Annotated in this window: 22 protein-coding genes; 19 read left to right on the top strand and 3 right to left on the bottom strand. The window is 71.4% G+C overall.

What is annotated here, in order from left to right; all coding sequences use genetic code 11:
• Positions 1–133: 133 nt before the first annotated feature.
• Entirely contained in the window at positions 134–394 is a 261-nt protein-coding gene (gene rpsT, locus DEI95_RS08555) for a 30S ribosomal protein S20 (RefSeq protein ID WP_110889633.1), read from the bottom strand.
• 191 nt (positions 395–585) lie between these two features.
• On the opposite strand from rpsT, the gene DEI95_RS08550 reads away from it, so the two are divergent.
• The 3 genes from DEI95_RS08550 to DEI95_RS08540 all read left to right on the top strand — a co-directional run bounded on the left by DEI95_RS08550 (position 586) and on the right by DEI95_RS08540 (position 4,299).
• Positions 586–1,725 carry a pyridoxal phosphate-dependent aminotransferase gene (locus DEI95_RS08550; RefSeq protein ID WP_110899962.1) on the top strand — a complete coding sequence of 380 codons (1,140 nt, stop codon included), beginning with the start codon at positions 586–588 and terminating at the stop codon, positions 1,723–1,725.
• A gap of 85 nt (positions 1,726–1,810) precedes the next feature.
• On the top strand, positions 1,811–3,658 hold the full coding sequence (gene lepA / locus DEI95_RS08545) for a translation elongation factor 4 (protein WP_110889635.1): 1,848 nt from the start codon (positions 1,811–1,813) through the stop codon (positions 3,656–3,658).
• On the top strand, positions 3,655–4,299 hold the full coding sequence (locus DEI95_RS08540) for a DUF1990 family protein (RefSeq protein ID WP_258367534.1): 645 nt from the start codon (positions 3,655–3,657) through the stop codon (positions 4,297–4,299). The genes lepA and DEI95_RS08540 overlap by 4 nt, the downstream gene beginning before the upstream one ends.
• Before the next feature lie 98 nt (positions 4,300–4,397).
• Here the strand turns inward: DEI95_RS08540 and DEI95_RS08535 are convergent, their stop codons facing one another.
• Positions 4,398–5,108, bottom strand: a complete 711-nt coding sequence (locus DEI95_RS08535) for an HAD family hydrolase (protein WP_181419592.1) — start codon at positions 5,106–5,108, stop codon at positions 4,398–4,400.
• A 29-nt stretch (positions 5,109–5,137) separates the two neighbouring features.
• Here DEI95_RS08535 and hemW point away from each other — a divergent pair, with 29 nt between their 5' ends.
• Positions 5,138–6,379 carry a radical SAM family heme chaperone HemW gene (gene hemW / locus DEI95_RS08530; protein ID WP_111060024.1) on the top strand — a complete coding sequence of 414 codons (1,242 nt, stop codon included), beginning with the start codon at positions 5,138–5,140 and terminating at the stop codon, positions 6,377–6,379.
• Here hemW and DEI95_RS16965 read toward each other — a convergent pair.
• On the bottom strand, positions 6,369–6,872 hold the full coding sequence (locus DEI95_RS16965; protein WP_258367532.1) for a DUF4870 domain-containing protein: 504 nt from the start codon (positions 6,870–6,872) through the stop codon (positions 6,369–6,371). The genes hemW and DEI95_RS16965 overlap by 11 nt on opposite strands.
• 123 nt (positions 6,873–6,995) lie before the next feature.
• Between DEI95_RS16965 and hrcA the strand changes: the two genes are divergently transcribed.
• The 15 genes from hrcA (at position 6,996) to DEI95_RS08450 (ending at position 22,357) form a co-directional block, all read left to right on the top strand.
• Positions 6,996–8,018, top strand: a complete 1,023-nt coding sequence (hrcA, locus tag DEI95_RS08520; protein ID WP_110825310.1) for a heat-inducible transcriptional repressor HrcA — start codon at positions 6,996–6,998, stop codon at positions 8,016–8,018.
• A gap of 51 nt (positions 8,019–8,069) precedes the next feature.
• Positions 8,070–9,182 carry a molecular chaperone DnaJ gene (gene dnaJ, locus DEI95_RS08515; protein ID WP_110825311.1) on the top strand — a complete coding sequence of 371 codons (1,113 nt, stop codon included), beginning with the start codon at positions 8,070–8,072 and terminating at the stop codon, positions 9,180–9,182.
• Positions 9,182–9,946, top strand: coding sequence for a 16S rRNA (uracil(1498)-N(3))-methyltransferase (locus DEI95_RS08510; RefSeq protein WP_111059977.1), 765 nt, complete (start codon positions 9,182–9,184; stop codon positions 9,944–9,946). Before dnaJ ends, DEI95_RS08510 begins: the two co-directional genes overlap by 1 nt.
• A 76-nt stretch (positions 9,947–10,022) precedes the next feature.
• Positions 10,023–10,376 (top strand): histidine triad nucleotide-binding protein, encoded by a 354-nt coding sequence (locus DEI95_RS08505; RefSeq protein WP_110899965.1) that lies wholly within the window; start codon positions 10,023–10,025, stop codon positions 10,374–10,376.
• The gene (locus DEI95_RS08500) at positions 10,327–11,421 is read left to right on the top strand and encodes a PhoH family protein (protein ID WP_110899966.1); all 1,095 of its coding nucleotides are present in this window, start codon (positions 10,327–10,329) and stop codon (positions 11,419–11,421) included. The genes DEI95_RS08505 and DEI95_RS08500 overlap by 50 nt, the downstream gene beginning before the upstream one ends.
• The gene (ybeY, locus tag DEI95_RS08495) at positions 11,418–11,879 is read left to right on the top strand and encodes an rRNA maturation RNase YbeY (RefSeq protein ID WP_110825315.1); all 462 of its coding nucleotides are present in this window, start codon (positions 11,418–11,420) and stop codon (positions 11,877–11,879) included. The genes DEI95_RS08500 and ybeY overlap by 4 nt, the downstream gene beginning before the upstream one ends.
• 5 nt (positions 11,880–11,884) lie before the next feature.
• Positions 11,885–13,207 (top strand): hemolysin family protein, encoded by a 1,323-nt coding sequence (locus DEI95_RS08490; RefSeq protein ID WP_110825519.1) that lies wholly within the window; start codon positions 11,885–11,887, stop codon positions 13,205–13,207.
• A complete protein-coding gene (gene era / locus DEI95_RS08485) occupies positions 13,204–14,142 on the top strand; it encodes a GTPase Era (protein WP_110825316.1) in 939 nt (312 codons plus the stop codon). The genes DEI95_RS08490 and era overlap by 4 nt, the downstream gene beginning before the upstream one ends.
• 86 nt (positions 14,143–14,228) lie before the next feature.
• A complete protein-coding gene (locus DEI95_RS08480) occupies positions 14,229–15,470 on the top strand; it encodes a sensor histidine kinase (RefSeq protein ID WP_111060022.1) in 1,242 nt (413 codons plus the stop codon).
• A complete protein-coding gene (locus tag DEI95_RS08475) occupies positions 15,467–16,162 on the top strand; it encodes a response regulator transcription factor (RefSeq protein ID WP_110889640.1) in 696 nt (231 codons plus the stop codon). The genes DEI95_RS08480 and DEI95_RS08475 overlap by 4 nt, the downstream gene beginning before the upstream one ends.
• Positions 16,163–16,270: 108 nt before the next feature.
• Positions 16,271–17,020 carry an ABC transporter ATP-binding protein gene (locus tag DEI95_RS08470; protein ID WP_110825318.1) on the top strand — a complete coding sequence of 250 codons (750 nt, stop codon included), beginning with the start codon at positions 16,271–16,273 and terminating at the stop codon, positions 17,018–17,020.
• A complete protein-coding gene (locus DEI95_RS08465) occupies positions 17,017–18,411 on the top strand; it encodes an ABC transporter permease (RefSeq protein WP_110825319.1) in 1,395 nt (464 codons plus the stop codon). The genes DEI95_RS08470 and DEI95_RS08465 overlap by 4 nt, the downstream gene beginning before the upstream one ends.
• Positions 18,412–18,670: 259 nt before the next feature.
• The gene (gene leuA / locus DEI95_RS08460; RefSeq protein WP_111059976.1) at positions 18,671–20,440 is read left to right on the top strand and encodes a 2-isopropylmalate synthase; all 1,770 of its coding nucleotides are present in this window, start codon (positions 18,671–18,673) and stop codon (positions 20,438–20,440) included.
• Positions 20,441–20,684: 244 nt separating this feature from the next.
• Complete coding sequence (gene recO / locus DEI95_RS08455) at positions 20,685–21,560, top strand: DNA repair protein RecO (protein ID WP_110825321.1); 876 nt, start codon at positions 20,685–20,687, stop codon at positions 21,558–21,560.
• Positions 21,557–22,357, top strand: coding sequence for an isoprenyl transferase (locus DEI95_RS08450; RefSeq protein ID WP_110825322.1), 801 nt, complete (start codon positions 21,557–21,559; stop codon positions 22,355–22,357). Before recO ends, DEI95_RS08450 begins: the two co-directional genes overlap by 4 nt.
• Positions 22,358–22,397 lie beyond the last annotated feature (40 nt).

Genomic DNA, 22,397 nt, shown 5'->3' with positions numbered 1-22,397 from the left:
GTGGACCGGATGCGGTGGGCGGAAACCAGCTGACGCCGCACCGCACCGCACCGCGGCGCGACGCCGCAGCACCCCGCGAACGACGAAGGCCCCGCACCACCGGTGCAGGGCCTTCGGTCGTCAGCGACTCAGATCAGAGCGCCGAGACCTTCTTCGCGATGGCCGACTTGCGGTTCGCGGCCTGGTTCTTGTGGATGACACCCTTGCTCACGGCCTTGTCGAGCTTCTTCGCGGCGAGCGACAGGGCGGCGACGGCCTTGTCCTTGTCGCCCGAGGCGATGGCCTCGTTGGTGTGACGGATGTACGTCTTCAGCTCCGACTTGTACGCCTTGTTGCGGTCGGTGGCCTTCTGGTTGGTCTTGATGCGCTTGAGCTGCGACTTGATGTTCGCCATGCGTGTTGCTCCTGGTTTCGTCTCGGACGGGTGGTTGCGATCCCGGGTAGAGGGGCCCTTCGTCGCATCGCGTTCCACCCGTGGGCGACGGAACGCGTAAGCCAGCCAGCAACGTTACCAGGCCGACCCCGCGTCACCAAAGCGCAACACGTCGGACACGCGGCGGGATCGTGACGGGTTACGGTGACGGGATGCCGTCCCTCGCGCCCCGCATCGACACCGTCCCGCCCTCGGGCATCCGCCGGGTCTTCGAGCAGGCGTCACTCCTCGACGACGTGACGATGCTCGTGATCGGCGAGCCGGACGTCCCGGTCGCGAAGCACATCGGTGACGCCGCCCGCCGTGCATGGGCCGAGGACCGCACGGACTACGGCCCGAACGGCGGCATCCCGCAGCTGCGCCAGGCGATCCAGGAGAAGCTCCGGCGCGAGAACCGGGTGGACGTCGACCTCGAGCAGGTGTGGGTGACGGTCGGGGCGACGCAGGCGCTGTTCACCGCGATGACGCTCGTGCTCTCGCCCGGGGACGAGGTCCTCGTGCCGGATCCCGGGTACACGACCTTCACGATGAACGCGCACATCATCGGTGCCGACCCGGTGCCGTACCAGTTGTCGCCGGCGCACGGTTTCGAGCCCGACCTGGCCGCCCTGGAGGCGCGGATCACCGACCGCACGCGCGCCATCGTCGTCAACTCGCCGTCCAACCCCCTCGGCTCCGTCTTCGGCGAGCAGACGCTGCGGGACCTGCTGGCCCTCGCGAAGCGCCACGACCTGTGGGTGATCAGCGACGAGGTGTACGAGTACTTCACCTACGGCACCCGGCACGTCAGCCTGGCGTCGCTCGACGAGGACGACCGGGTGTTCTCGGCCTTCTCGCTGAGCAAGACGTACGCGATGACCGGCGTCCGGGTCGGGTACCTCGTGACCCCGAAGGGCCTCGGTCCGACGATGCGGACCGTGCAGGAGTCGATCATCAGCTGCGTGGCCGAACCCGACCAGTGGGCCGCCCTCGCGGCGATCGTCGGCGACCACTCGCCCGTGCAGGACGCCCGCGAGCACTACCGCCGGAACCTGGAGGTCGCCACCGGCGTGCTCGACGCCGCCGGCATCCGGTACAACGACCCGAAGGGCGCGTTCTACCTCTGGATCGACGTGTCGCACGCGACGGACGGGGACGTCGCCGAGTGGGCGCTCGCGTTCCTGCAGCGTGAGCGGGTCGCCGTCGCACCGGGCAGCGCGTTCGGTCGGACCGGCGAGGGCTGGATCCGCGTCTGTCTCGCGGCGACGCCGGAGGACCTCCGTCGCGGTCTCGGGGCCCTGCCGACGCCCTGACCGTCCACGGACACCCGCACACTGCGCGCCGCCGAGGCGCGAGCATGGGACAATCGTCGGACCGTCCGACCCACCCCGAGGAACCGTGAGCCCACAAGCATCTGCGCCGCTCGAGCCCGCCTCGACGCCGGCCGCCGCGATCCGCAACTTCTGCATCATCGCGCACATCGACCACGGCAAGTCCACGCTGGCCGACCGCATGCTGTCGATCACCGGCATCGTCGAGGACCGGGCGATGCGTGCGCAGTACCTCGACCGGATGGACATCGAGCGTGAGCGCGGCATCACGATCAAGTCGCAGGCCGTGCGCATGCCGTGGGAGCTCGACGGCGAGACCTTCGCGCTGAACATGATCGACACGCCGGGCCACGTCGACTTCTCGTACGAGGTCTCCCGCTCCCTGGCCGCGTGCGAGGGCGCGATCCTGCTCGTCGACGCCGCACAGGGCATCGAGGCCCAGACGCTCGCGAACCTGTACCTGGCGCTCGAGAACGACCTCGAGATCATCCCGGTCCTCAACAAGATCGACCTGCCGGCCGCCGAGCCGGAGAAGTACGCCGCCGAGCTCGCGCAGCTCATCGGCGGGGAGCCGGAGGACGTGCTGCGGGTCTCCGGCAAGACCGGACAGGGCGTCGCGGAGCTGCTCGACCGCGTGGTGCGGACCGTCCCGGCGCCCGTCGGCACGGTCGACGCCGCACCCCGCGCGATGATCTTCGACTCCGTGTACGACAGCTACCGCGGTGTCGTGACGTACGTGCGCATGATCGACGGCTCGATCAAGCCGCGCGAGAAGGTCCAGATGATGTCGACCAAGTCGACGCACGAGATCCTCGAGATCGGGGTGTCGAGCCCGGAGCCGACGCCGACCAAGGGGCTCTCCGTCGGCGAGGTCGGGTACCTCATCACCGGCGTGAAGGACGTCCGCCAGTCCAAGGTCGGTGACACGGTCACGAGCGCGCAGCGCCCGGCGACCGAGGCGCTGTCCGGGTACACGGACCCGAAGCCGATGGTGTTCTCGGGCCTCTACCCGATCGACGGCAGCGACTACCCGGTGCTCCGTGAGGCCCTCGACAAGCTGAAGCTGTCCGACGCGGCGCTGGTCTACGAGCCGGAGACGTCGGTGGCCCTCGGCTTCGGCTTCCGCTGCGGCTTCCTCGGCCTGCTGCACCTCGAGATCATCACCGAGCGGCTGCGGCGCGAGTTCGACCTCGACCTCATCACGACCGCGCCGAGCGTGGTCTACGAGGTCACGACCGAGGACAACACCGTCACCGAGGTCACGAACCCGTCGGAGTTCCCGACCGGCCGCATCGTCGAGGTCCGCGAACCGATGGTCCGCGCGGCCATCCTCGCCCCGAAGGACTACGTCGGCGCGATCATGGACCTCTGCCAGCAGCGGCGCGGGTCGCTGCTCGGCATGGAGTACCTCGGCGAGGACCGGGTCGAGATCCGCTACGAGATCCCGCTCGGCGAGATCGTGTTCGACTTCTTCGACCAGCTGAAGAGCAAGACGCAGGGCTACGCCAGCCTCGACTACGAGCCCACCGGCGACCAGGCGGCCGACCTCGTGAAGGTCGACATCCTGCTGCAGGGCGACCAGGTCGACGCCTTCAGCGCGATCGTGCACCGTGAGAAGGCCTACGCGTACGGCACGCTGATGACCGAGCGCCTGCGGAAGCTCATCCCGCGCCAGCAGTTCGAGGTCCCGATCCAGGCCGCGATCGGCGCCCGCATCATCGCCCGCGAGAGCATCCGCGCGATGCGCAAGGACGTCCTGGCGAAGTGCTACGGCGGTGACATCACCCGGAAGCGCAAGCTCCTCGAGAAGCAGAAGGAGGGCAAGAAGCGCATGAAGACCATCGGTCGGGTCGAGGTGCCGCAGGAGGCCTTCATCGCGGCGCTCTCCGGCGACGTGGAAGAGAAGAAGAAGTGAGCCGCGGGCAGCACCGGACCGCCCTGACGTACGGCGCGGTCGGCGCGACCCAGGCCTCGGACCTGATGACCTACCCGCCGGAGGGCTTCACGCCCGCCGAGTCCCGCGCCCGCATCGGGCACGGTGACCAGCGCTTCGAGACCGCCGTCATGCAGGCGCTGACGTGGCAGATCCAGGAGCGCAGCGGCATGGGCGTGCGGGTCGAGGACGCGCCCGAGGACGACGAGGTGCGGTACAACCCGGTCACGTTCGACGAGCACGGCGTCCCGATCGCCCCGGCCTCCATCGGGTCGGCCCGGGTCGAGCGGACGACGCCGGACGGCACCCCGCTCGTGACGGCGGGCACGACGGCGACGCTGACGATGCACGCATTCGGGCAGACGGTGCACGCGCCGGTGCGGGTCGTGGCGATCATCGACGAGCGCGACCGGAAGGGCTTCGCCTACGGCACCCTCGAGGGGCACCCGCTGTCGGGCGAGGAGTCCTTCGTCGTCGAGCGCACGCCGGACGGGTCGGTGTGGCTGCAGGTCCGGCAGTTCTCGCAGCCGGCGAGCCGGAAGTGGCGTTTCGTGGCCCCCCTGGTGCGCCGCCAGCAGCGCGTGATGGCCGAGAAGTACCTCGCCGCCCTGCGCGGCGACTGACCAGGCCGTCACCCACCCGGGCGACCCACCTGACGGACCGACGTCGGGCCTCCCGGCCTGGAGGCCCGCAGCGGGTCCGACGCTCCGGTCACCCCTCCCTAGGCCAGCGGCGCGAGACGCGCGATCGCGTCCTCGATGAGGCGTGCGTCCGCGACGCAGTCGCGGGCGACCGCCACAGCGCTCGTCGCCCGGAGTGCGTCGACGTCGTAGACGCCGGTCGCGACCGCGAGGAACGGGATCCCGACGGCGTCCGCGGCCTCGCCGTCGCGGGGCGTGTCGCCGACGATCACCGCCCGGGTCCCGCTGAGTGCGGCGGCCGCGAGGGCCGTCACCCCGGACCGCTCGACCTGCTCGTCCCCGAAGTACGAGTGGTCCCAATCGAAGGCGTCGACGTCGAAGCCCGCGCCGAGCAGCTTGATCCGGGCACGGTGGGCGGAGTTGCCGGTGAGCAGGCCGTTCCGCCAGCCGATCGCGGCGAAGTGCCGGACGAGGTCGATCGCGCCCGGGGCGGGTGTGCGGCGGTCCCCGGACCGGTGACGCTCCTCCGACAGGTCGCGCAGATGCCCGCTCACCGTCGGCACGAGCTCGTCCTCCAGGTGGTGCGCTCGGACGTGCTCGACGATGATGCCGGCGTCGGTCCGGCCGTGCTGGTGGCCGACGAGCAGCGGTAGGTCGCGACCGAGCGCCCGCTCGAGCGCCAGGTGGTACAGGTTGCCCGGTGACGCGGCGTTGCGCACGAGCGTGCCGTCGATGTCCCACAACACCGTGGTGGGGACGGGGGCCGGGGGAGTGACGGGCTGGTGCTCCATGCCGTCCATGATGACGGAGAATGGACCCCATGCCGAGTGCTCTCCCGATCGCCGACCCCGCTCCCGCGGACGGACTGGTCGAACCGGCCCCCGGGACCGGCGAGGTTCCCTTCGGCGTCTACGTCCACGTGCCGTTCTGCCGGGTGCGCTGCGGGTACTGCGACTTCAACACGTACACCGCGTCCGAGCTCCGCGGGGTGCGGCGTGACGACTACGCCGGGCACGCGCTGCGGGAGATCGCCTTCGCGGACCAGGTGCTCGAGCGCTCCGGCGTCCCGCGCCGCCCGGTCTCGACGGTCTTCTTCGGCGGTGGCACCCCGACGATGCTCCCGGCGTCCGACCTGGCGATGATCCTCCGGGCGATCGACGACACGTGGGGCATCGTCCCCGGGGCCGAGGTCACGACCGAGGCGAACCCGGACTCCGTCGACGCCGACTCGATCGCCACCCTGCAGCGGGCGGGCTTCACGCGGATGAGCTACGGCATGCAGTCCGCGGTCCCGCACGTGCTCGCGACCCTCGACCGCACGCACGACCCCGAGCGGGTGCCGGTCGTCGTCGACCTCGCGAAGCAGCAGGGTCTCGACGTCAGCCTCGACCTCATCTACTCGACGCCGGGGGAGTCCCTCGACGACTGGCGGACGTCGCTCGACGCCGCGATCGCCTGCGCGCCGGACCACGTCTCGGCGTACTCGCTCATCGTCGAGGACGGCACCGCGATGGGCCGCGCGGTCTCGCGGGGGCAACTCCCCGCACCCGACGACGACCTCGCCGCGGACATGTACGAGCTCGCCGACCGGGTGCTCCGGGACGCCGGGTACGACTGGTACGAGGTCTCGAACTGGGCGCGCGGCCCGCAGCACGCGAGCCGGCACAACCTGTCCTACTGGAAGGGCCACGACTGGTGGGGCGTCGGCCCCGGTGCGCACTCCGCGGTCGCCGGGACGCGCTGGTGGAACGTCAAGCACCCGGCCGCGTACGCGAACCGGGTGCTGCAGGACGTGTCGCCGGCGGCCGGTCGCGAGACGCTGGACGCCGAGACACGGTACGTGGAGCGCGTGCTGCTCGCCGCGCGGGTGCGCGGTGAGCTGCGCATCGACGAGCTCCGCCAGGAGGCCCGGAGCCGCGTCGCCGGGCTCATCGCACGTGGGCTCGTGGACGGTCGGGCTGCGCTCGGCGGCTCCCTGGAGCTGACGTTGCAGGGCCGCCTGCTGGCGGACGCCGTCGTGCGCGACCTGCTCGACGAGCTCCCGGACGAGGTCAGGGCTTGAAGAACTCGATCGAGAGCGGGTACTTGTAGAACTGGCCCTGGTTCGCGGCGATGGCCGCCATGATGCCGAACACGATCGACACGATCGCGGCGGCCGCGATGACGAGGAACCCGACGCCGAGCACGGACGTCAGGCCGCCGGCGAAGTAGGCGATGGCCATCGTGATGTGGAAGTTCAGTGCCACCCGGGTGTGCTCGCGGACGAACTGTCCGCGGTCCCGCAGCACGAGGTAGGCGACGAGCGGGACCAGGATGTTGAAGAAGATGCCGCCGACGTGCGTCAAGGTCGCCCAGAGGCGCTGGTCCTCGGGGGTCATCGGCTGCGGCGGCTGGTACCCGGCCGGGTACTGCTGCCCGGGGCGCTCCCACCCGCCGTACTGCTGACCGTTGCCGGGCTGCTGACCACCCGGGTACTGCCCACCGGGGTACTGCCGTCCGTCGGGCTTGCCGTCCCGGTGCTGCTCGGGGCCGCCGGGCTCCTGTCCGTAGCTCATGCCCGCAGCGTACCGAGCCGCCTGTGCAGAAGTCCCGCGACGTCGGCGGTCAGGCGTAAGATCAGCACTCGACCGGTGAGAGTGCCAGCCGGTCGCAGGTCAGCACGAGCGGAAGGGGAACCGGTGGTCAGCGAACGCAGTCTCGAGGTCCTCAAGGCCATCGTGCGCGACTACGTCGCCTCCCGTGAGCCCGTCGGCTCGAAGACGATCGTCGAGCGGCACGCGTTCGGCGTCAGCGCGGCCACGATCCGGAACGACATGGCGCAGCTCGAGGACGAGCAACTCATCATCGCGCCGCACACCTCGTCGGGGCGGGTGCCCACCGACAAGGGCTACCGGGTGTTCGTCGACCACCTCGCGGCCGCACGACCGCTCTCGGGTGCCCAGCGCCAGGCGATCGAGACCTTCCTCGGCGCGTCGAACGACCTCGACGACGTCCTCACCCGGACGGTCCGGCTGCTGAGCCAGTTGACGAACCAGGTCGCGCTCGTGCAGTACCCCACGATGGGTCACGCCCGCGTGCAGCACGTCGAACTGGTCCGTCTCGCCGACACCCGGCTCATGGTGGTCCTCATCACCGACACCGCCCGGGTCGAGCAGCGCGTGATCGAGACCGACGTCCCGTTCGACGAGTCCGCCCTGACCGAGGTGCGGTCCGTCGTGAACGGCGCCACGGTGGGCCTGCCGCTGCAGGATGCACCGCACGCGCTCCGCGCCATCCCCGGTCAGCTCCGTCCGGAGGTCCAGCCGCTCGCCGGTGTGGTCGTGGCGAGCCTGGTCGAGCAGGTCGCGGCGAACCGTCAGGACCGCCTGCTGATGGCCGGCGCGGCGAACCTGGCAAAGAGCGAACAGGACTTCTCCGGCGGACTCTTCCCGGTGCTCGAGGCGATCGAGGAACAGGTCACCCTGCTCCGCTTGTTCGGGGAGATGCAGGTCGACGACATCGCGGTCGCGGCGAGCATCGGTGCCGAGAACGCGGAGTACGGTCTCGACGCGACGAGCATCGTCGCGGGCGGCTACCTCGCCGCGCGCGGTGAGATCGCCAGACTCGGCGTCCTCGGTCCGACCAGGATGGACTACGGCACGAACATGGCCGCTGTCCGAGCGGTCGCCCGCTACCTGTCGCGGCTGCTCGGCGAGAACTGACCGCCGCGTCCGTCACCACCCCCGCCCACCCACGCACCCCCTGAGGAACACTTGGCAGACCACTACGACGTCCTCGGCGTCCCGCGCGACGCCTCCGATGCCGACATCAAGAAGGCGTACCGGCGGCTCGCGCGGGAACTCCACCCCGACGTGAACCCGAGCCCCGACGCGGCAGAGCGCTTCAAGGACGTCACGCACGCGTACGACGTCTTGAGCGACCCGGAACAGCGTCGTCGCTACGACGCCGGTGGGCAGGACAGCCCCTTCGGCGGTGGGGGCGCCGGCTTCAGCGACATCTTCGACGCCTTCTTCGGGGGCGGCGGCGGCGGTGGCGGCCGGGGGACCGGTCCGCGCAGTCGTGCCGAGCGCGGCGGCGACGCCCTGCTCCGGCTGGAGGTCGACCTCGACGAGGTCGTCTTCGGCACCCACAAGGACCTCGAGGTCGACACGGCGGTCCTCTGCGACACGTGCGGTGGCTCGTGCTGCGCGCCCGGGACGAGTCCGCAGACGTGTGACATCTGCGGCGGCTCCGGACACATCCAGCGCCAGGTCCGCTCGCTCCTCGGCAACGTCGTGACGAGCGCCCCCTGCGGCACCTGCCGCGGCTACGGCACCGTGATCCCGAACCCCTGCCCGACCTGCCAGGGCCAGGGCCGTGTCCGGGCCCGTCGGACGGTTCCGGTGGACGTCCCCGCCGGCGTCGACACCGGTCTCCGGTTGCAGATGCCCGGCCAGGGCGAGGTCGGTCCCGCCGGTGGTCCCGCCGGCGACCTGTACCTCGAGGTCCGGGTGCGCCACCACGACGTGTTCAGCCGCGACGGCGACGACCTCCTCGCCACGCTCGAGGTGCCCATGACGGACGCGATCCTCGGCGCCACGACGACCATCGACGGGCTGGACGGTCCGGTGGAGCTCGAACTCCGTCCGGGCGTGCAGAGCGCCGACGTCCTGGTGATCAAGGACCGCGGCGTCACGAAGCTGCGCGGCTCGGGCCGTGGCGACCTGAAGGTCGGCGTGCACGTGGTCACCCCGACCAAGCTCTCGCACAAGGAGCGGCAGCTCGTCGAACAGCTGGCGAAGACGCACAAGGCCGGCGCCCCGCAGCTGTCCCGCTTCCAGCAGGGCATGTTCGGCAAGCTCCGCGACCGGTTCTTCAACTTCTGATGGCCTCGCTGTACCTCGTCGACGCGCTCGACGACGTCGCCGTGGGCGCCCGGGTGTCGCTCGACGGCGCCGAGGGCCGGCACGCGGTGTCGGTGTCGCGGGTCCGCGTCGGCGAGCAGCTCCGGCTGTCGGACGGCCGGGGCACGGTCGTCACGGGACCGGTGGCCTCGGTCGGCAAGGACTCGCTGGTCCTGACGGTCGAGGCGGTGGAGGTCGACGAGGCCCCGCGGCCGTCGCTGACCCTCGTGCAGGCCCTCGCGAAGGGCGGACGGGACGAGATGGCCGTGCAGGCCGCGACCGAGATCGGCGTCGACCGCGTCGTGCCGTGGGCGGCCGCCCGCAGCGTCTCGCGCTGGGACGGCGCGAAGATCGAGAAGGGCCGTGCCCGCTGGGCGGCCATCGCGCAGGAGGCGTCCAAGCAGGCGATCCGGTCACGGGTCCCGCAGGTGCTCGCTCCGGTGACCACGGCGCAGCTCGCCGGAGGGGCAGGAGCCGCTCCGGCGGCACCCGGACGGGAGGCGCGGCGCACGCTGGTCCTGCTGGAACCGACCGCGACGGTCCGGTTGGCCACCTGGGAACCACCGGCGGAGACGGACGAGATCGCGCTCGTCGTCGGCCCGGAGGGGGGCATCGACCCGTCCGAACTCGAACGGCTCGAGACGGCCGGCGCCGTCCGGGTGCGCCTGGGCGACACGGTGCTGCGGACCTCCACCGCCGGACCGGCCGCCCTCGCGGTGCTGCAGGCACGGCTCGGACGCTGGTGAGCGGCCACCGCGTTGATCGGACCCGGCTCGGACGGCGGGAAGGCGTGGCATCGGTCGCGCGTTCTACGATGGTGCCATGACCAGCACCGAGCCCAGCGTCTTCACGAAGATCGTCGCGCGTGAGATCCCGGCCACGATCGTCGCCGAGGACGACCGTGTCATCGCCTTCGAGGACATCGCGCCGAAGGCCCCCGTCCACGTGCTCGTCGTCCCGAAGACCCAGGAGTACGCGACCGTGAGCGAGCTCGCGAGCGCGGACCCCGGACTGCTCGCCCACGTCGTGGCGACCGCCCAGCGCATCGCCGACGAGCGTGCGGGCGGTCAGTTCCGACTCGTGTTCAACTCCGGCGAAGCCGCCGGTCAGACCGTGTTCCACGTGCATGCGCACGTACTCGCAGGAGACCTGCAGGAAGGCACCCTTGCCAGCTGACGAACCAGCCACCACCGAGCCGGAGTCCGTCTCCGAGCCCGTGTCCGTCTCAGAGCTCACCGTCGACGGCATCGCCATGGTGCAGTTGCTCGGGCCGCAGGACCGCCTGCTGAAGACCGTCGAGCGCCAGTACCCGAACGTGACGGTGCTCGTGCGCGGCAACCAGGTCTCGCTGTCCGGTCCGGAGCGTGACGTCACCCGCGCGCGTGCGCTCGTCGACGAACTCGTCGGCATGGTCCGGCGCGGGCAGGACATCGGCCAGTCGGACATCCCGAACTCGGCCCGCATCATCGACGCGGACCGCAGCCCGTCCGATGTGTTCGGCACGCCGATCGTGTCGAGCCGCGGCAAGTCGGTCCGTCCGAAGACGGACGGGCAGCGGGCGTACGTCGACGCGATCGACGAGAACACCATCACGTTCGGCATCGGGCCGGCCGGTACCGGCAAGACGTACCTGGCGATGGCGAAGGCCGTCCAGGCCCTGCAGCGCCGTGAGGTCTCCCGGATCATCCTCACCCGCCCCGCGGTCGAGGCCGGTGAGCGGCTCGGGTTCCTGCCGGGGACGCTGACCGACAAGATCGACCCGTACCTCCGCCCGCTGTACGACGCGCTCAACGAGATGATGGACCCGGAGCTCGTCCCGAAGCTCCTCGCTGCCGGCACGGTGGAGGTCGCACCGCTCGCCTACATGCGCGGGCGGACGCTCAACGACTCCTTCGTGGTGCTCGACGAGGCGCAGAACACCACGCCCGAGCAGATGAAGATGTTCCTCACCCGTCTGGGCTTCGGCTCGAAGATGGTGATCACCGGCGACATCACGCAGGTCGACCTGCCGGGCAACGTCTCGGGACTGCGTCTCGTGACGCGGATCCTGCGGGACGTCGAGGACATCCACTTCGCCCGCCTCGGCAGCGAGGACGTGGTCCGCCACACCCTGGTCGGGAAGATCGTCGACGCCTACACGGTCCACGACGAGGAACGGCTCGCCGAGCAGGCCGCGAAGCGCTCCGAGCACCAGGACGACCGCCGAGGAGGCACCCGGTGAGCATCGAGCTCAACAACGAGTCCGGCGTCGCGGTGGACGAGGACACCGTCCAGCGCCTCGCCGCCTTCGCGCTCGACGCCATGCACGTGCACGCCGACGCCGAGCTCGCGATCGTCTTCGTCGACGAGGGCGCGATGGAGCAGCTGCACATCCGGTGGATGGACGAGCCCGGCCCCACCGACGTCCTGAGCTTCCCGATGGACGAGTTGCGTCCCGGCACCGAGGACGAGCCGACGCCGGCCGGGCTCCTCGGTGACATCGTCGTCTGTCCGCAGGTGGCCGAGGAGCAGGCGCGGACCGCGGGGCACTCCACCCTCGACGAGATCCTCCTGCTCACCTGCCACGGCATCCTCCACCTGCTCGGGTTCGACCACGCCGAGCCGGACGAGAAGGCCGAGATGTTCGGCCTGCAGGGCGAGATCCTCCGCGGTTTCGCCGCCCAGCGTCGGGGGCGGTGACCGCAGTGCTCCTCGTCACCGGTCTGCTCGCGGTGGCGTTCGTGCTGGTGGTCCTCGGTGGACTGCTCGCGGCCGCCGACTCCGCGCTCTCCGTGCTGTCCCGCGCGGACCTCGAGGAGATCGCCCGCGGGAGCAAGCGCCGCCGTGCCGTCGAGGCGCTGGCGGACGACCCCGGCGCGCACGTCAACGCCCTCAACTTCTTCCGCGTGCTCGCCGAGACGGCCGCCGCGGTCCTCGTGACGATCGCCCTCGTCCGGGTGACCGACACGTGGTGGGTCGCGCTGATCCTGTCCGCGGCGATCATGACCGCGGTGTCCTTCGTGCTCGTCGGCTCGAGCCCGCGCAGTGTCGGTCGCGCGCACGCCGAGGGCATCATCGCCGCGACGGGCGGCCTCGTCCGCGGTGTCCGCATCGTGCTCGGTCCGCTCGCCGGGCTCCTCGTGGCGATCGGCGACCGGGTGACACCGGGCCGGGTCCGGAGCGCCTCCAGTGTCTCGAGCGAGGAGCAGCTGCTGTCGCTCGTCGACGAGGCCACGGAGAGCAACGTGCTCGAGGCCGACGACCGCGAACTCATCCACTCGGTCTTCGCGTTCAGCGACACCCTGGTCCGCGAGGTGATGGTGCCGCGCACCGACATGGTGACGGCCGACGCGCACGACACGGTCGCCGCCGTCATGGAGCAGTTCCTCGCCACGGGCGTGTCCCGGATGCCGGTGACCGGTCGCGACAGCGACGACGTGCTCGGCGTGGCGTACCTCCGCGACCTCGCCCGTGCCCTGTACGAACGGCCCGAGGTCGGGTCGCGGTCGGTCCGCACGATGCTCCGACCGGCGGAGTTCCTGCCGGAGTCGAAGCCCGCGGACGACACCCTCCGCCACATGCAGCTCGCGAAGAACCACCTCGTGCTCGTGGTCGACGAGTACGGCGGGGTCGCCGGCCTGGTGACGATGGAGGACCTCATCGAGGAGCTCGTCGGGGACATCTCGGACGAGTACGACCGTGCCGTGGTCGACCGCGCCGAGGTCGAGCCGGGGCGCTGGCGCATCTCGGCGCGGCTCCCGATCGACGAGCTCGGCGACCTGTTCGGCATCGAGCTCGACGACGACGACGTCGACACGGCCGGCGGTCTGCTCACGAAGGAGCTCGGCCACCTGCCGTCCGCGGGGGACACCGTCACCGTGTCCGGCGTCGTGCTCACCGCCGACCGCGTCGAGGGCAAGCGGCGCCACCTCATCACGGTGCTCGCCGAGCGCACCACCGACCTCGCGTCGGCCGAGCAGGCCTTCGGCGACACCGACACCACCACGACGGGAACACGAACCACATGACGGACCCCGGAACCGACGCCGCCCCCGAGACGACCACCCCCTACCGCGCGGGGTTCGTCTCCTTCGTCGGCCGGCCGAACGTCGGCAAGTCCACGCTGACGAACGCCCTGGTCGGGCAGAAGGTCGCGATCACGTCCTCGAAGCCGCAGACGACGCGCCGCGCCATCCGCGGGATCGTGCACCGGCCGAACGGACAGGTCATCGTCGTCGACACCCCCGGGGTGCACCGTCCGCGCACGCTGCTCGGTGAGCGGCTCAACGACCTCGTGCAGTCGACGCTCGGCGACGTCGACGTCATCGGCTTCTGCGTGCCGGCGAACGAGCCGATCGGCCCGGGCGACCGCTTCATCAACGACACCCTCGACCAGTACCCGCGCGCTCGGAAGGTCGCGATCGTCACGAAGATCGACCGTGCCGGCAAGGAGAAGGTCGCCGAGCAGCTGCTCGCGGTCTCGCGACTGCGCGAGTGGGACGCGATCATCCCCACGTCGGGCACCGAGGGCCTGCAGCTCGAGGACCTCCTCGACGAGGTCGTGTCGCTGCTGCCGGAGTCGCCGCAGCTGTACGACGACCAGGCCGTGACCGAGGAGACCGACGAGGAGCGCATCGGCGAGCTCATCCGGGAAGCCGCGCTCGAGGGCGTGCGGGACGAACTCCCGCACTCGCTCGCGGTCGTCATCGAGGACGTCGTCGAGCCGGACGCGGACGACGACCCGGACGGCCCGCTGCGGGTCTTCGCGAACCTGTTCGTCGAGCGGGACAGCCAGAAGGCCATCGTGATCGGTCACAAGGGCGGTCGGCTCAAGGACGTCGGCACCCGTGCCCGCGTCGAGATCGAGGGGCTCCTGGGGCGGCACGTCTACCTCAACATCCGCGTGAAGGTCGCCAAGGAGTGGCAGCGGGACCCGAAGCAGCTCGGACGCCTCGGGTTCTGACCCGGACCAGGCCGATGCGGACCGCGGAGCAGGGGTCATCCCGTCGTCGGACGCGCGCGACGCATCCCGCCGCCTACCGTGGTCAGGTGTTCCGTCCGATGCTCCGCAACCAGGTCGTGGTCGACGTCCTGATCGCCCTCTTCGCCGGCGGGGTCTTCGCCGTGCTGTCGGTCGGCGGGGTCGACCAGGTCGTCATCCTCGCGGCCATCGGCGGCTTCGTCGTCGCGCTCGCGCTGCGGCGGGCCGCTCCCGGTCTGGCGCTCGCGCTCGCGTGGCTGACCGCGGTGTTCCAGATGGTGACGGCGCAGCGCGGCAACCTCTTCGACATCATGATCGCGGGCGTCATGTACACGACGAGCGCGTACGGCGGTCGGAAGACCCGCGTCGCCGGGCTCGTGTCGGCCGTCCTCGGGAGCGTGGTCGCGGCGGTCTACTCGGCGGCCCAGGAGTGGGCCCGGCAGGTCGACTACGGGTCCTCGCAGGCCGACGCGTGGGACCAGACGCTGAAGACGCTGCTGGCGTACCTCGTCATCGTCCTCGCCGTCCTCCTCCTGCCGTGGCTCGGTGGTGTCGTCGCCCGCGCCCGGCGTGCCGCGGGCATGAGCCGGGAGGCGCAGCTGCTCGCCGAGCGTGACGCCGCCCGGGCCGACCGCGCCGTGGCGATCGAGCAGGAACGGGTACGCATCGCCCGCGACATGCACGACATCGTTGCGCACTCACTCGCGGTGGTGATCGCCCAGGCCGACGGCGCACGGTACGCCCTGCGCGCCGACCCGTCCCTCGCCGACGAAGCACTCGGCACGATCGGGTCGACCGCACGTCGGGCCCTCGGGGACGTCCGCGAGCTGCTCGGAGCACTCCGCCACGAGCAGGGCACCGCGCCCACGCCGGACGTCGACGACATCGAACAGCTCGTCGGCCAGATGCGGGAGGTCGGCCTCGACGTGCACGTCGAGCGCGAGGGCGACCCGTCCGCGCTGCCGACGACCACGCAGCTCGCCGTGTACCGCATCGTGCAGGAGAGCCTGACGAACGCCTACAAGCACGGCGCGCGCGGTGCACCCGTCCGGGCCAGACTGGCCTACCGCCCGGACACGGTCGAGATCGCCGTCGTGAACCGCCGCGCCGAGGACGACCGACCGGGACCCGGCACCGGACACGGACTCGTCGGCATGCGCGAGCGTGCCACCATGTCCGGCGGGAGCATGACCGCGGGACCCCGAGGCGACGACTTCGCCGTCGAGGTACGGATGCCCGCCCAACCCGCCACCGGGCAGATGCCCCGGGCCACGATCCCGTCCACCGATCAGGAGCGCAGCACGAGATGACCACCGCGGACAGCACGAGCAGCACCGAGCCGGCACGGATCCGCGTCGCCCTCGTCGACGACCAGGCACTCTTCCGCACCGGGATCCGGATGCTCATCGGGTCGCAGCCCGACCTGCAGTTCGTCGGCGAAGCGGGTGACGGCGCGGAGGGCGTGGAACTCGTCCGGCAGAGCCGTCCGGACGTCGTGCTCATGGACGTCCGGATGCCGGTCATGGACGGCATCACCGCCACGGCCCGGATCGTCGACAGCGGTGCGTCCGCCAAGGTGCTCGTCCTCACCACCTTCGACTTCGACGAAGCCGCCGCGAAGGCCATCCGGGCCGGGGCGAGCGGCTTCGTGCTGAAGGACGCCGACCCCGAGTTCCTGCTCGCGGCGATCCGCACGGTGCACGCGGGCACGACGGTGTTCGCGGCCTCGGCGACCCGCGAGCTCCTGCGTCGCTACGAGGACCCGGCAGAGCAGCGGCAGAGCGTGCCGCCCGCCTTCGCGGACCTGACGCCCCGCGAGCGCGAGATCTTCGACCTCGCGGCCCGGGGGTTCAGCAACGCCGAGATCGCGAAGCACGAGTACGTCAGCGAGGCGACCGTGAAGACCCACATCTCGCGGGTCCTGACGAAGCTCGAACTGCGGGACCGCGTCCGCCTGGTCGTCTTCGCCCACGAGTACGGGCTCGTCACCAAGGGCGACTGAAACATCATCCGTCAGGCGGACCCGGACGGGGGAACCGAGCCGAACGGATGACGGACGCGAGCCAGGCGACGGACGCGGGACGGTCCTCCCGGACGCGATCGTGGAGCCATGACCAACCACGCTCCGATCATCCGTCTCGACCACGTGTCCAAGCACTACGGTGACGCCTCGCGCCGGGTGACGGCGCTCGACGACGTCAGCGTCGACATCGGCGCGGGCGAGTTCACCGCCGTCATGGGCCCGTCCGGCTCCGGCAAGTCCACCCTCATGCACGTCGCCGCCGGACTCGACCAGGTGTCGTCCGGTCGCATCACCATCGACGGCACGGACATCACCGGCCTCGGCGACCGGGAACTCACCGAACTCCGTCGTCGCCGTCTCGGCTTCGTGTTCCAGTCCTTCAACCTCGTGCCGACGCTCGACGTCAGCGAGAACATCCGGCTGCCGTTCCTGCTCGGCGGCCACAAGCCGGACCGCGAGGAGTCGGCGTGGATCGACCGCCTCGTCGACATGCTCGGCCTCGGCAACCGTCTCACGCACCGACCCCACCAACTCTCCGGCGGGCAGCAGCAGCGCGTCGCCATCGCCCGCGCGCTGGCCTCCCGACCCGCCGTCGTGGTCGCCGACGAGCCGACCGGCGCGCTCGACTCCCGCACCGGCCGTGACGTGCTCGCCATCCTGCGCGGTGCGGTCGCCGACTGGGGGCAGAGCGTCGTGATGGTCACGCACGACCCCGTGGCGGCGGCGAACGCGGACCGGATCCTGTTCCTGGCCGACGGCCGGATCGTCGCCGACCGCCCCGCGATGGCCGCAGCGGACATCTCCGCCACGATGCTCGGGATGGAGGCCGCCGCGTGAACGGCCTCCGACAGTTCGCTCCGACCGTCCTCGTCGCGGCGCTCGGCACGACGTTCGGCTCCGCGCTCGTCATCGCACCCGGCATCGTCACCGAGGCGATGGCGATGAGCCCGCTGGACGACGTCGCCACCGTCAAGGCGATCCTCTCGGTGATCGGGTGGCTCTTCCTCGGCATCGCCCTGTACGTCGGGGCGATCGTCACCGCCAACACGTGCGCGACCCTCATCGCCGGGCAGACCCGCGTCATCGCCCTGCAGCGGCTCGTCGGCGCCACGGGGGCGTCCATCCGGTCCCGCATCACCCGCACCGGGCTGCTCGTCGGGCTGGTCGGCGGGGTCGTCGGCGCCCTGGTCGGCACGGGGCTGTCGGCGGTGTTCGTGACCGTCCTCCGCGGGAACGGCTTCCTGCCGGACCGCTCGTACACCCTCGTGCCGTGGGAGCTCGTCCTGCCGGTGGTCGCGGTGGTCCTCGCGACCTGGGGCGCCTTCGCCGCGGGGTCGCGCCGCGTGCTCACGGTCACCCCGCTCGAGGCCCTGTCGTCGAGCGTCGAGCCGAGCCACGACGACGTCCGTTCCGGCACCGCGCGCAAGGTCTGGGCGATCGTCCTCATGTCCGGCGGCGCGCTCCTCGCCGTCCTCGGGCTCGCGCTGAGCGCCGTCACCCCGCTCGCCGTCCTGCCGGCGGCGCTCGGCGGCTTCGTCTCCTTCGCCGGGGTCGCCGTCGGCGCGACGATCGTCATGCCCCCGGTGCTGCAGGCGATCGGCCGGATCGGCGCGCACGACCCGGTGGTCCTGCTCGCCGGACGCAACGCCATGCGTGCTCCGGCGCGGTCCGCCCGTGCCACCATCGGGCTCGTCATCGGCGTCACGCTGCTCGTGACCTTCGCCGTGGCGCTCGGCATCATGCAGCACGTCACCGAGTCGACCCTGTCCGGCGTGGACGGCATGACGCCCGCGATGCTCGAGGAGCAGCGGAGCTTCTTCGAGCAGCTCAACGCCGTCGTGAGCGTGATCGTCGGGTTCTCGGCCGTGATCGCCGCCGTCGGGGTCGTCAACGCCCTCGCGCTCGGCGTCCTGCAGCGCCGTCGGGAGCTCGGGCTGCTCCGCGTGCTCGGACTGACCGGTGTGCAGGTCCGTCGGATGATCGTCACCGAGGCCGTGCAGATGGTGGTCGCCGCCGTCGTCACCGGCCTCGTGCTCGGCACCTTCTACGGGTGGCTCGGCGGGCAGACGCTGCTCGGTGTGCTCGGCTCGGTCGTCACGCCCGTCCTGCCGCCGCTGACGATCGCGATCGTCGTGGTCGGGGCGCTCGTCCTCGCGGTCGTCGCGACGGTCGCGCCGGTGCGGCGCGCGATGCGCGTGCCGCCGACGGAGGCGCTCGCGGTCGACTGAGCGGCCGCCGGTCCGGTGCGACGCGCCAGCGGCGGGTCGACCGTGCCGGACGGGAGGCCCACCACCGGACCGGTGGCGGGCCTCCCGTCCGTGCGCCTCCCGTCACACAGTGCGCCGGCGGTCACCTCCGGTGCTAGCGTGAACCCGATGTCCTCGGCACTCCTCCTCCTTCGTCGCCGCGACGAGGCCTGACAACCGGCCCACCTCGTCGCGGAGTCCGTCGTGGCCGCTCCTGAACCACACCGACGAAAGCGAACCGATGCAGAACGCACAGCGCCCCTCCGGGATGCCGATCCACAAGTACGTCCCCTTCTCCGAGCAGATCACCGTCGACCTGCCCGACCGGACCTGGCCGACCAAGCGCATCGACCGTGCGCCGCGCTGGTGCGCCGTCGACCTGCGTGACGGCAATCAGGCCCTCATCGACCCGATGGACGCCGAACGCAAGCGGGCGATGTTCGACCTGCTCGTGCAGATGGGCTACAAGGAGATCGAGGTCGGGTTCCCGAGCGCCTCGCAGACCGACTTCGACTTCGTCCGGTCGCTCATCGACGAGGGCGCCATCCCCGACGACGTCACGATCCAGGTCCTGACGCAGGCGCGTGAGCACCTCATCGACCGCACGTACGAGGCGATCGACGGCGCGAAGCAGGCCATCGTGCACCTGTACAACTCGACGAGCATCGTGCAGCGGGAGGTCGTCTTCCGCACCGACGTGCAGGGCGTCATCGACATCGCCGTCGCCGGGGCGCACATGTGCAAGGCGGCGGAGGCCCGGCTGCAGCACGGCACGACGGTCTACTACGAGTACTCGCCGGAGTCCTACACGGGCACCGAGCTCGAGGTCGCGGTGCAGATCTGCAACGCCGTGCTCGAGGTCTTCGAGCCGACCGCCGAGCGCAAGGTCATCGTCAACCTGCCCGCGACCGTCGAGATGACGACGCCGAACGTCTACGCCGACTCGATCGAGTGGATGTCGCGCCACCTCGCCCACCGCGAGGACGTCATCCTGTCGCTGCACCCGCACAACGACCGCGGCACCGCCGTCGCCGCCGCCGAGCTCGGCTACATGGCCGGTGCCGACCGCATCGAGGGCTGCCTGTTCGGCAACGGGGAGCGCACCGGCAACGTCGACCTGGTCGCCCTCGGGATGAACCTGTTCACGCAGGGCATCGACCCGGAGGTGGACCTGTCGGACATCGACCAGGTGAAGCGCACGGTCGAGTACTGCAACCAGCTGCCGGTGCCGGAGCGCCAGCCGTGGGCGGGTGACCTCGTCTACACCGCGTTCAGCGGGTCGCACCAGGACGCGATCAAGAAGGGCCTCGAGGCGCTCGAGGCCCGTGCGGCCGCCGAGGGCGTCGGTGTCGACGACGTCGTCTGGGCCGTCCCGTACCTGCCGGTCGACCCGAAGGACATCGGCCGCTCGTACGAGGCCGTCATCCGGGTGAACTCGCAGTCCGGCAAGGGCGGTGTCGCGTACCTGCTGAAGACCGACCACGCGCTCGACCTGCCCCGCAAGCTGCAGATCGAGTTCTCCGGGGTCGTGCAGCGGCGGACCGACGCCGAGGGCGGCGAGTTCACGTCCGAGCGGATCTGGGAGCTGTTCTCCGACGAGTACCTGCCCGCGCACGTCGACGACGACAAGTGGGGCCGATACGAGATCACGAAGACCGCGACCTCGAGCGACTTCGACGGCACGACGAAGCTGTCCGTCGCGATGCGCGTCGACGAGGGCTCGGTCACATCCGAAGCGGTCGGCACCGGTCCGATCGACGCCTTCCTCTCCGTGATGGCGGAGCAGGGCGTCGCCGTCACGCTGTACGACTACTCCGAGCACACGATGAGCGCCTCCGGGGACGCGAAGGCGGCGTCGTACGTGGAGCTCGACGTCGACGGCGTCCGGCTCTGGGGCGTCGGGATCGACGCCGACATCGCCACCGCGTCGCTCAAGGCGATCGTGTCCGCGGTGAACCGTGCCGTGCGCGCGGGTGCGGCCTCCGGCGCGCCGGAGCTCGTCTCCGCGTAGCACCGCGGCGGACGGGAGGCGCGGTGCGGGCCCGCCCTGCGCCTCCCGTCCGTCCGCCGGTCCCGTCCGTGCGCCCATCCCGTCCGTCCGCCGGTCCCGTCCGTCCGCCGAAGTCGCACGACCTGCCGCCCGGAGCGCGCCGGGCCGGCACGTCCTGCGACCTCGGCGATCTGCGCGCGGCGCGTCGTGCGACCGCGGCGACCAGCGGGCAGGTCGTGTCGGTCGGGCGGGGGATACTGGGGTCATGCCGCTGTACCGGGACGAGTGCGTCGTGTTGCGCACCCACAAGCTCGGTGAGGCCGACCGCATCGTCACCATGCTGAGCCGGCAGCACGGCAAGATCCGGGCCGTCGCGAAGGGCGTCCGGCGCACCGCGTCGAAGTTCGGCTCTCGGCTCGAACCGTTCATGGTCGTCGACGCCCAGTTCTACGAGGGCCGGTCGCTCGACATCGTCACGCAGGCCGAGTCCCTGGGCGCATACGGCGCCCGCATCGTCGCCGACTACGGCGCGTACACGGCGGCGAGTGCGATGGTCGAGACCGCCGACCGACTGAGCGAGGCGGACGCCGGGCTCCAGCAGTACCTGCTGCTCGTCGGTGCCCTGCGGTCGCTGTCGCGCGGGGAACACCAGCCGAGCGCGACCCTCGACTCGTACCTGCTCCGCGCGATGAGCATCGCGGGGTGGGCGCCGTCGTTCAGCGACTGTGCCGTCACCGGGGAGCCCGGGCCGCACTCGGCGTTCGTCGTGCAGCTCGGCGGGGTCGTGGCGGACTCGGCCGCGCCTCCCGGCACACCGCGCCTGGACCCCGCGACGCTCGACGTCCTCGGGTCGCTGCTCGCCGGTGACTGGGGGACCGTCGACGCGACGGACGAGCGGACGAGATCCCGGGCCTCCGGCGTGGTCGCGGCGTACGCGCAGTGGCACCTGGAACGATCGCTCCGGTCGTTGCCGCACGTCGACCGCACCGAGCACCCGTCGCCCCTGGCCCCGCACCCGGGCGGGGTGCCGGCGGCGGTGGCAGCGGTGCCGGCGCCGCCGGTGCCGACGCCCGACCCGGCGGACCCCGACGCCGCCGGCGCCGTACCCGCACCGCCCGAACCCGAAGGAACCCGCGCATGAGCCCTCGCCGTCCCGCTGCCGAGCCGGAGTCCTTCCTGCCGGTCGACTGGACGGGCGAGCAGCCGCCCGCCATCCCGGGGCGCTTCGTCCCCGAGCACGTCGCGATCGTCATGGACGGCAACGGCCGGTGGGCGAACCAGCGCGGACTCACCCGCATCGAGGGACACAAGGCCGGCGAGGCCTCGCTGCTCGACGTGGTGGCCGGCGCGATCCAGATCGGCGTCACGCACGTGTCGGCGTACGCGTTCTCGACCGAGAACTGGAAGCGCTCACCGGAGGAGGTCCGGTTCCTCATGGGCTTCAACCGGGACGTCATCCGCCGTCGGCGCGACCAGCTGCACGAGTGGGGCGTCCGCGTCCGGTGGGCGGGTCGCACGCCGCGGCTGTGGCGGAGCGTCATCGACGAGCTGCAGACCGCCGAGGAGCTGACCGCGGGCAACGACGTCCTCACGCTCACGATGTGCGTCAACTACGGCGGACGCAACGAGATCGCCGACGCCGTGCGCTCGATCGCGGACGACGTCGCCGCCGGACGCCTCAAGCCGAGCCAGGTGACCGAGAAGACCCTGGCGAAGCGGCTGTACGTCCCCGAGCTGCCCGACGTGGACCTCTTCCTCCGGAGCTCGGGGGAGCAGCGGACGAGCAACTTCCTGCTCTGGCAGTCGGCCTACGCTGAGATGGTGTTCCTCGACCGGCTGTGGCCCGACTTCCGTCGCTCCGACCTGTGGGGCGCGATCGAGGAGTACGCCCGCCGCGACCGTCGGTACGGCGGCGCGGTGGACACCCCGACGGCCTAGGCCGCCCGCGCAGCCGAGGCCGGTGCGTGTGGCCGCCCGG

It is taken from the genome of Curtobacterium sp. MCBD17_008, assembly GCF_003234475.1.
Taxonomy (GTDB): Bacteria; Actinomycetota; Actinomycetes; order Actinomycetales; family Microbacteriaceae; genus Curtobacterium.
Note: the sequence above shows the minus strand (reverse complement) of the source record. Positions and strands in the feature narration are given on the sequence as shown.

What these genes read in the sequence shown, in the direction of transcription:
- rpsT (WP_110889633.1), bottom strand. Translation starts at nt 394, where the DNA reads ATGGCGAACATCAAGTCGCAGCTCAAGCGCATCAAGACCAACCAGAAG.
- DEI95_RS08550 (WP_110899962.1), top strand. Translation starts at nt 586, where the DNA reads ATGCCGTCCCTCGCGCCCCGCATCGACACCGTCCCGCCCTCGGGCATC.
- DEI95_RS08535 (WP_181419592.1), bottom strand. Translation starts at nt 5,108, where the DNA reads ATGGAGCACCAGCCCGTCACTCCCCCGGCCCCCGTCCCCACCACGGTG.
- hemW (WP_111060024.1), top strand. Translation starts at nt 5,138, where the DNA reads ATGCCGAGTGCTCTCCCGATCGCCGACCCCGCTCCCGCGGACGGACTG.
- DEI95_RS16965 (WP_258367532.1), bottom strand. Translation starts at nt 6,872, where the DNA reads ATGAGCTACGGACAGGAGCCCGGCGGCCCCGAGCAGCACCGGGACGGC.
- DEI95_RS08510 (WP_111059977.1), top strand. Translation starts at nt 9,182, where the DNA reads ATGGCCTCGCTGTACCTCGTCGACGCGCTCGACGACGTCGCCGTGGGC.
- DEI95_RS08505 (WP_110899965.1), top strand. Translation starts at nt 10,023, where the DNA reads ATGACCAGCACCGAGCCCAGCGTCTTCACGAAGATCGTCGCGCGTGAG.
- DEI95_RS08500 (WP_110899966.1), top strand. Translation starts at nt 10,327, where the DNA reads ATGCGCACGTACTCGCAGGAGACCTGCAGGAAGGCACCCTTGCCAGCT.
- era (WP_110825316.1), top strand. Translation starts at nt 13,204, where the DNA reads ATGACGGACCCCGGAACCGACGCCGCCCCCGAGACGACCACCCCCTAC.
- DEI95_RS08475 (WP_110889640.1), top strand. Translation starts at nt 15,467, where the DNA reads ATGACCACCGCGGACAGCACGAGCAGCACCGAGCCGGCACGGATCCGC.
- DEI95_RS08470 (WP_110825318.1), top strand. Translation starts at nt 16,271, where the DNA reads ATGACCAACCACGCTCCGATCATCCGTCTCGACCACGTGTCCAAGCAC.
- leuA (WP_111059976.1), top strand. Translation starts at nt 18,671, where the DNA reads ATGCAGAACGCACAGCGCCCCTCCGGGATGCCGATCCACAAGTACGTC.
- recO (WP_110825321.1), top strand. Translation starts at nt 20,685, where the DNA reads ATGCCGCTGTACCGGGACGAGTGCGTCGTGTTGCGCACCCACAAGCTC.
- DEI95_RS08450 (WP_110825322.1), top strand. Translation starts at nt 21,557, where the DNA reads ATGAGCCCTCGCCGTCCCGCTGCCGAGCCGGAGTCCTTCCTGCCGGTC.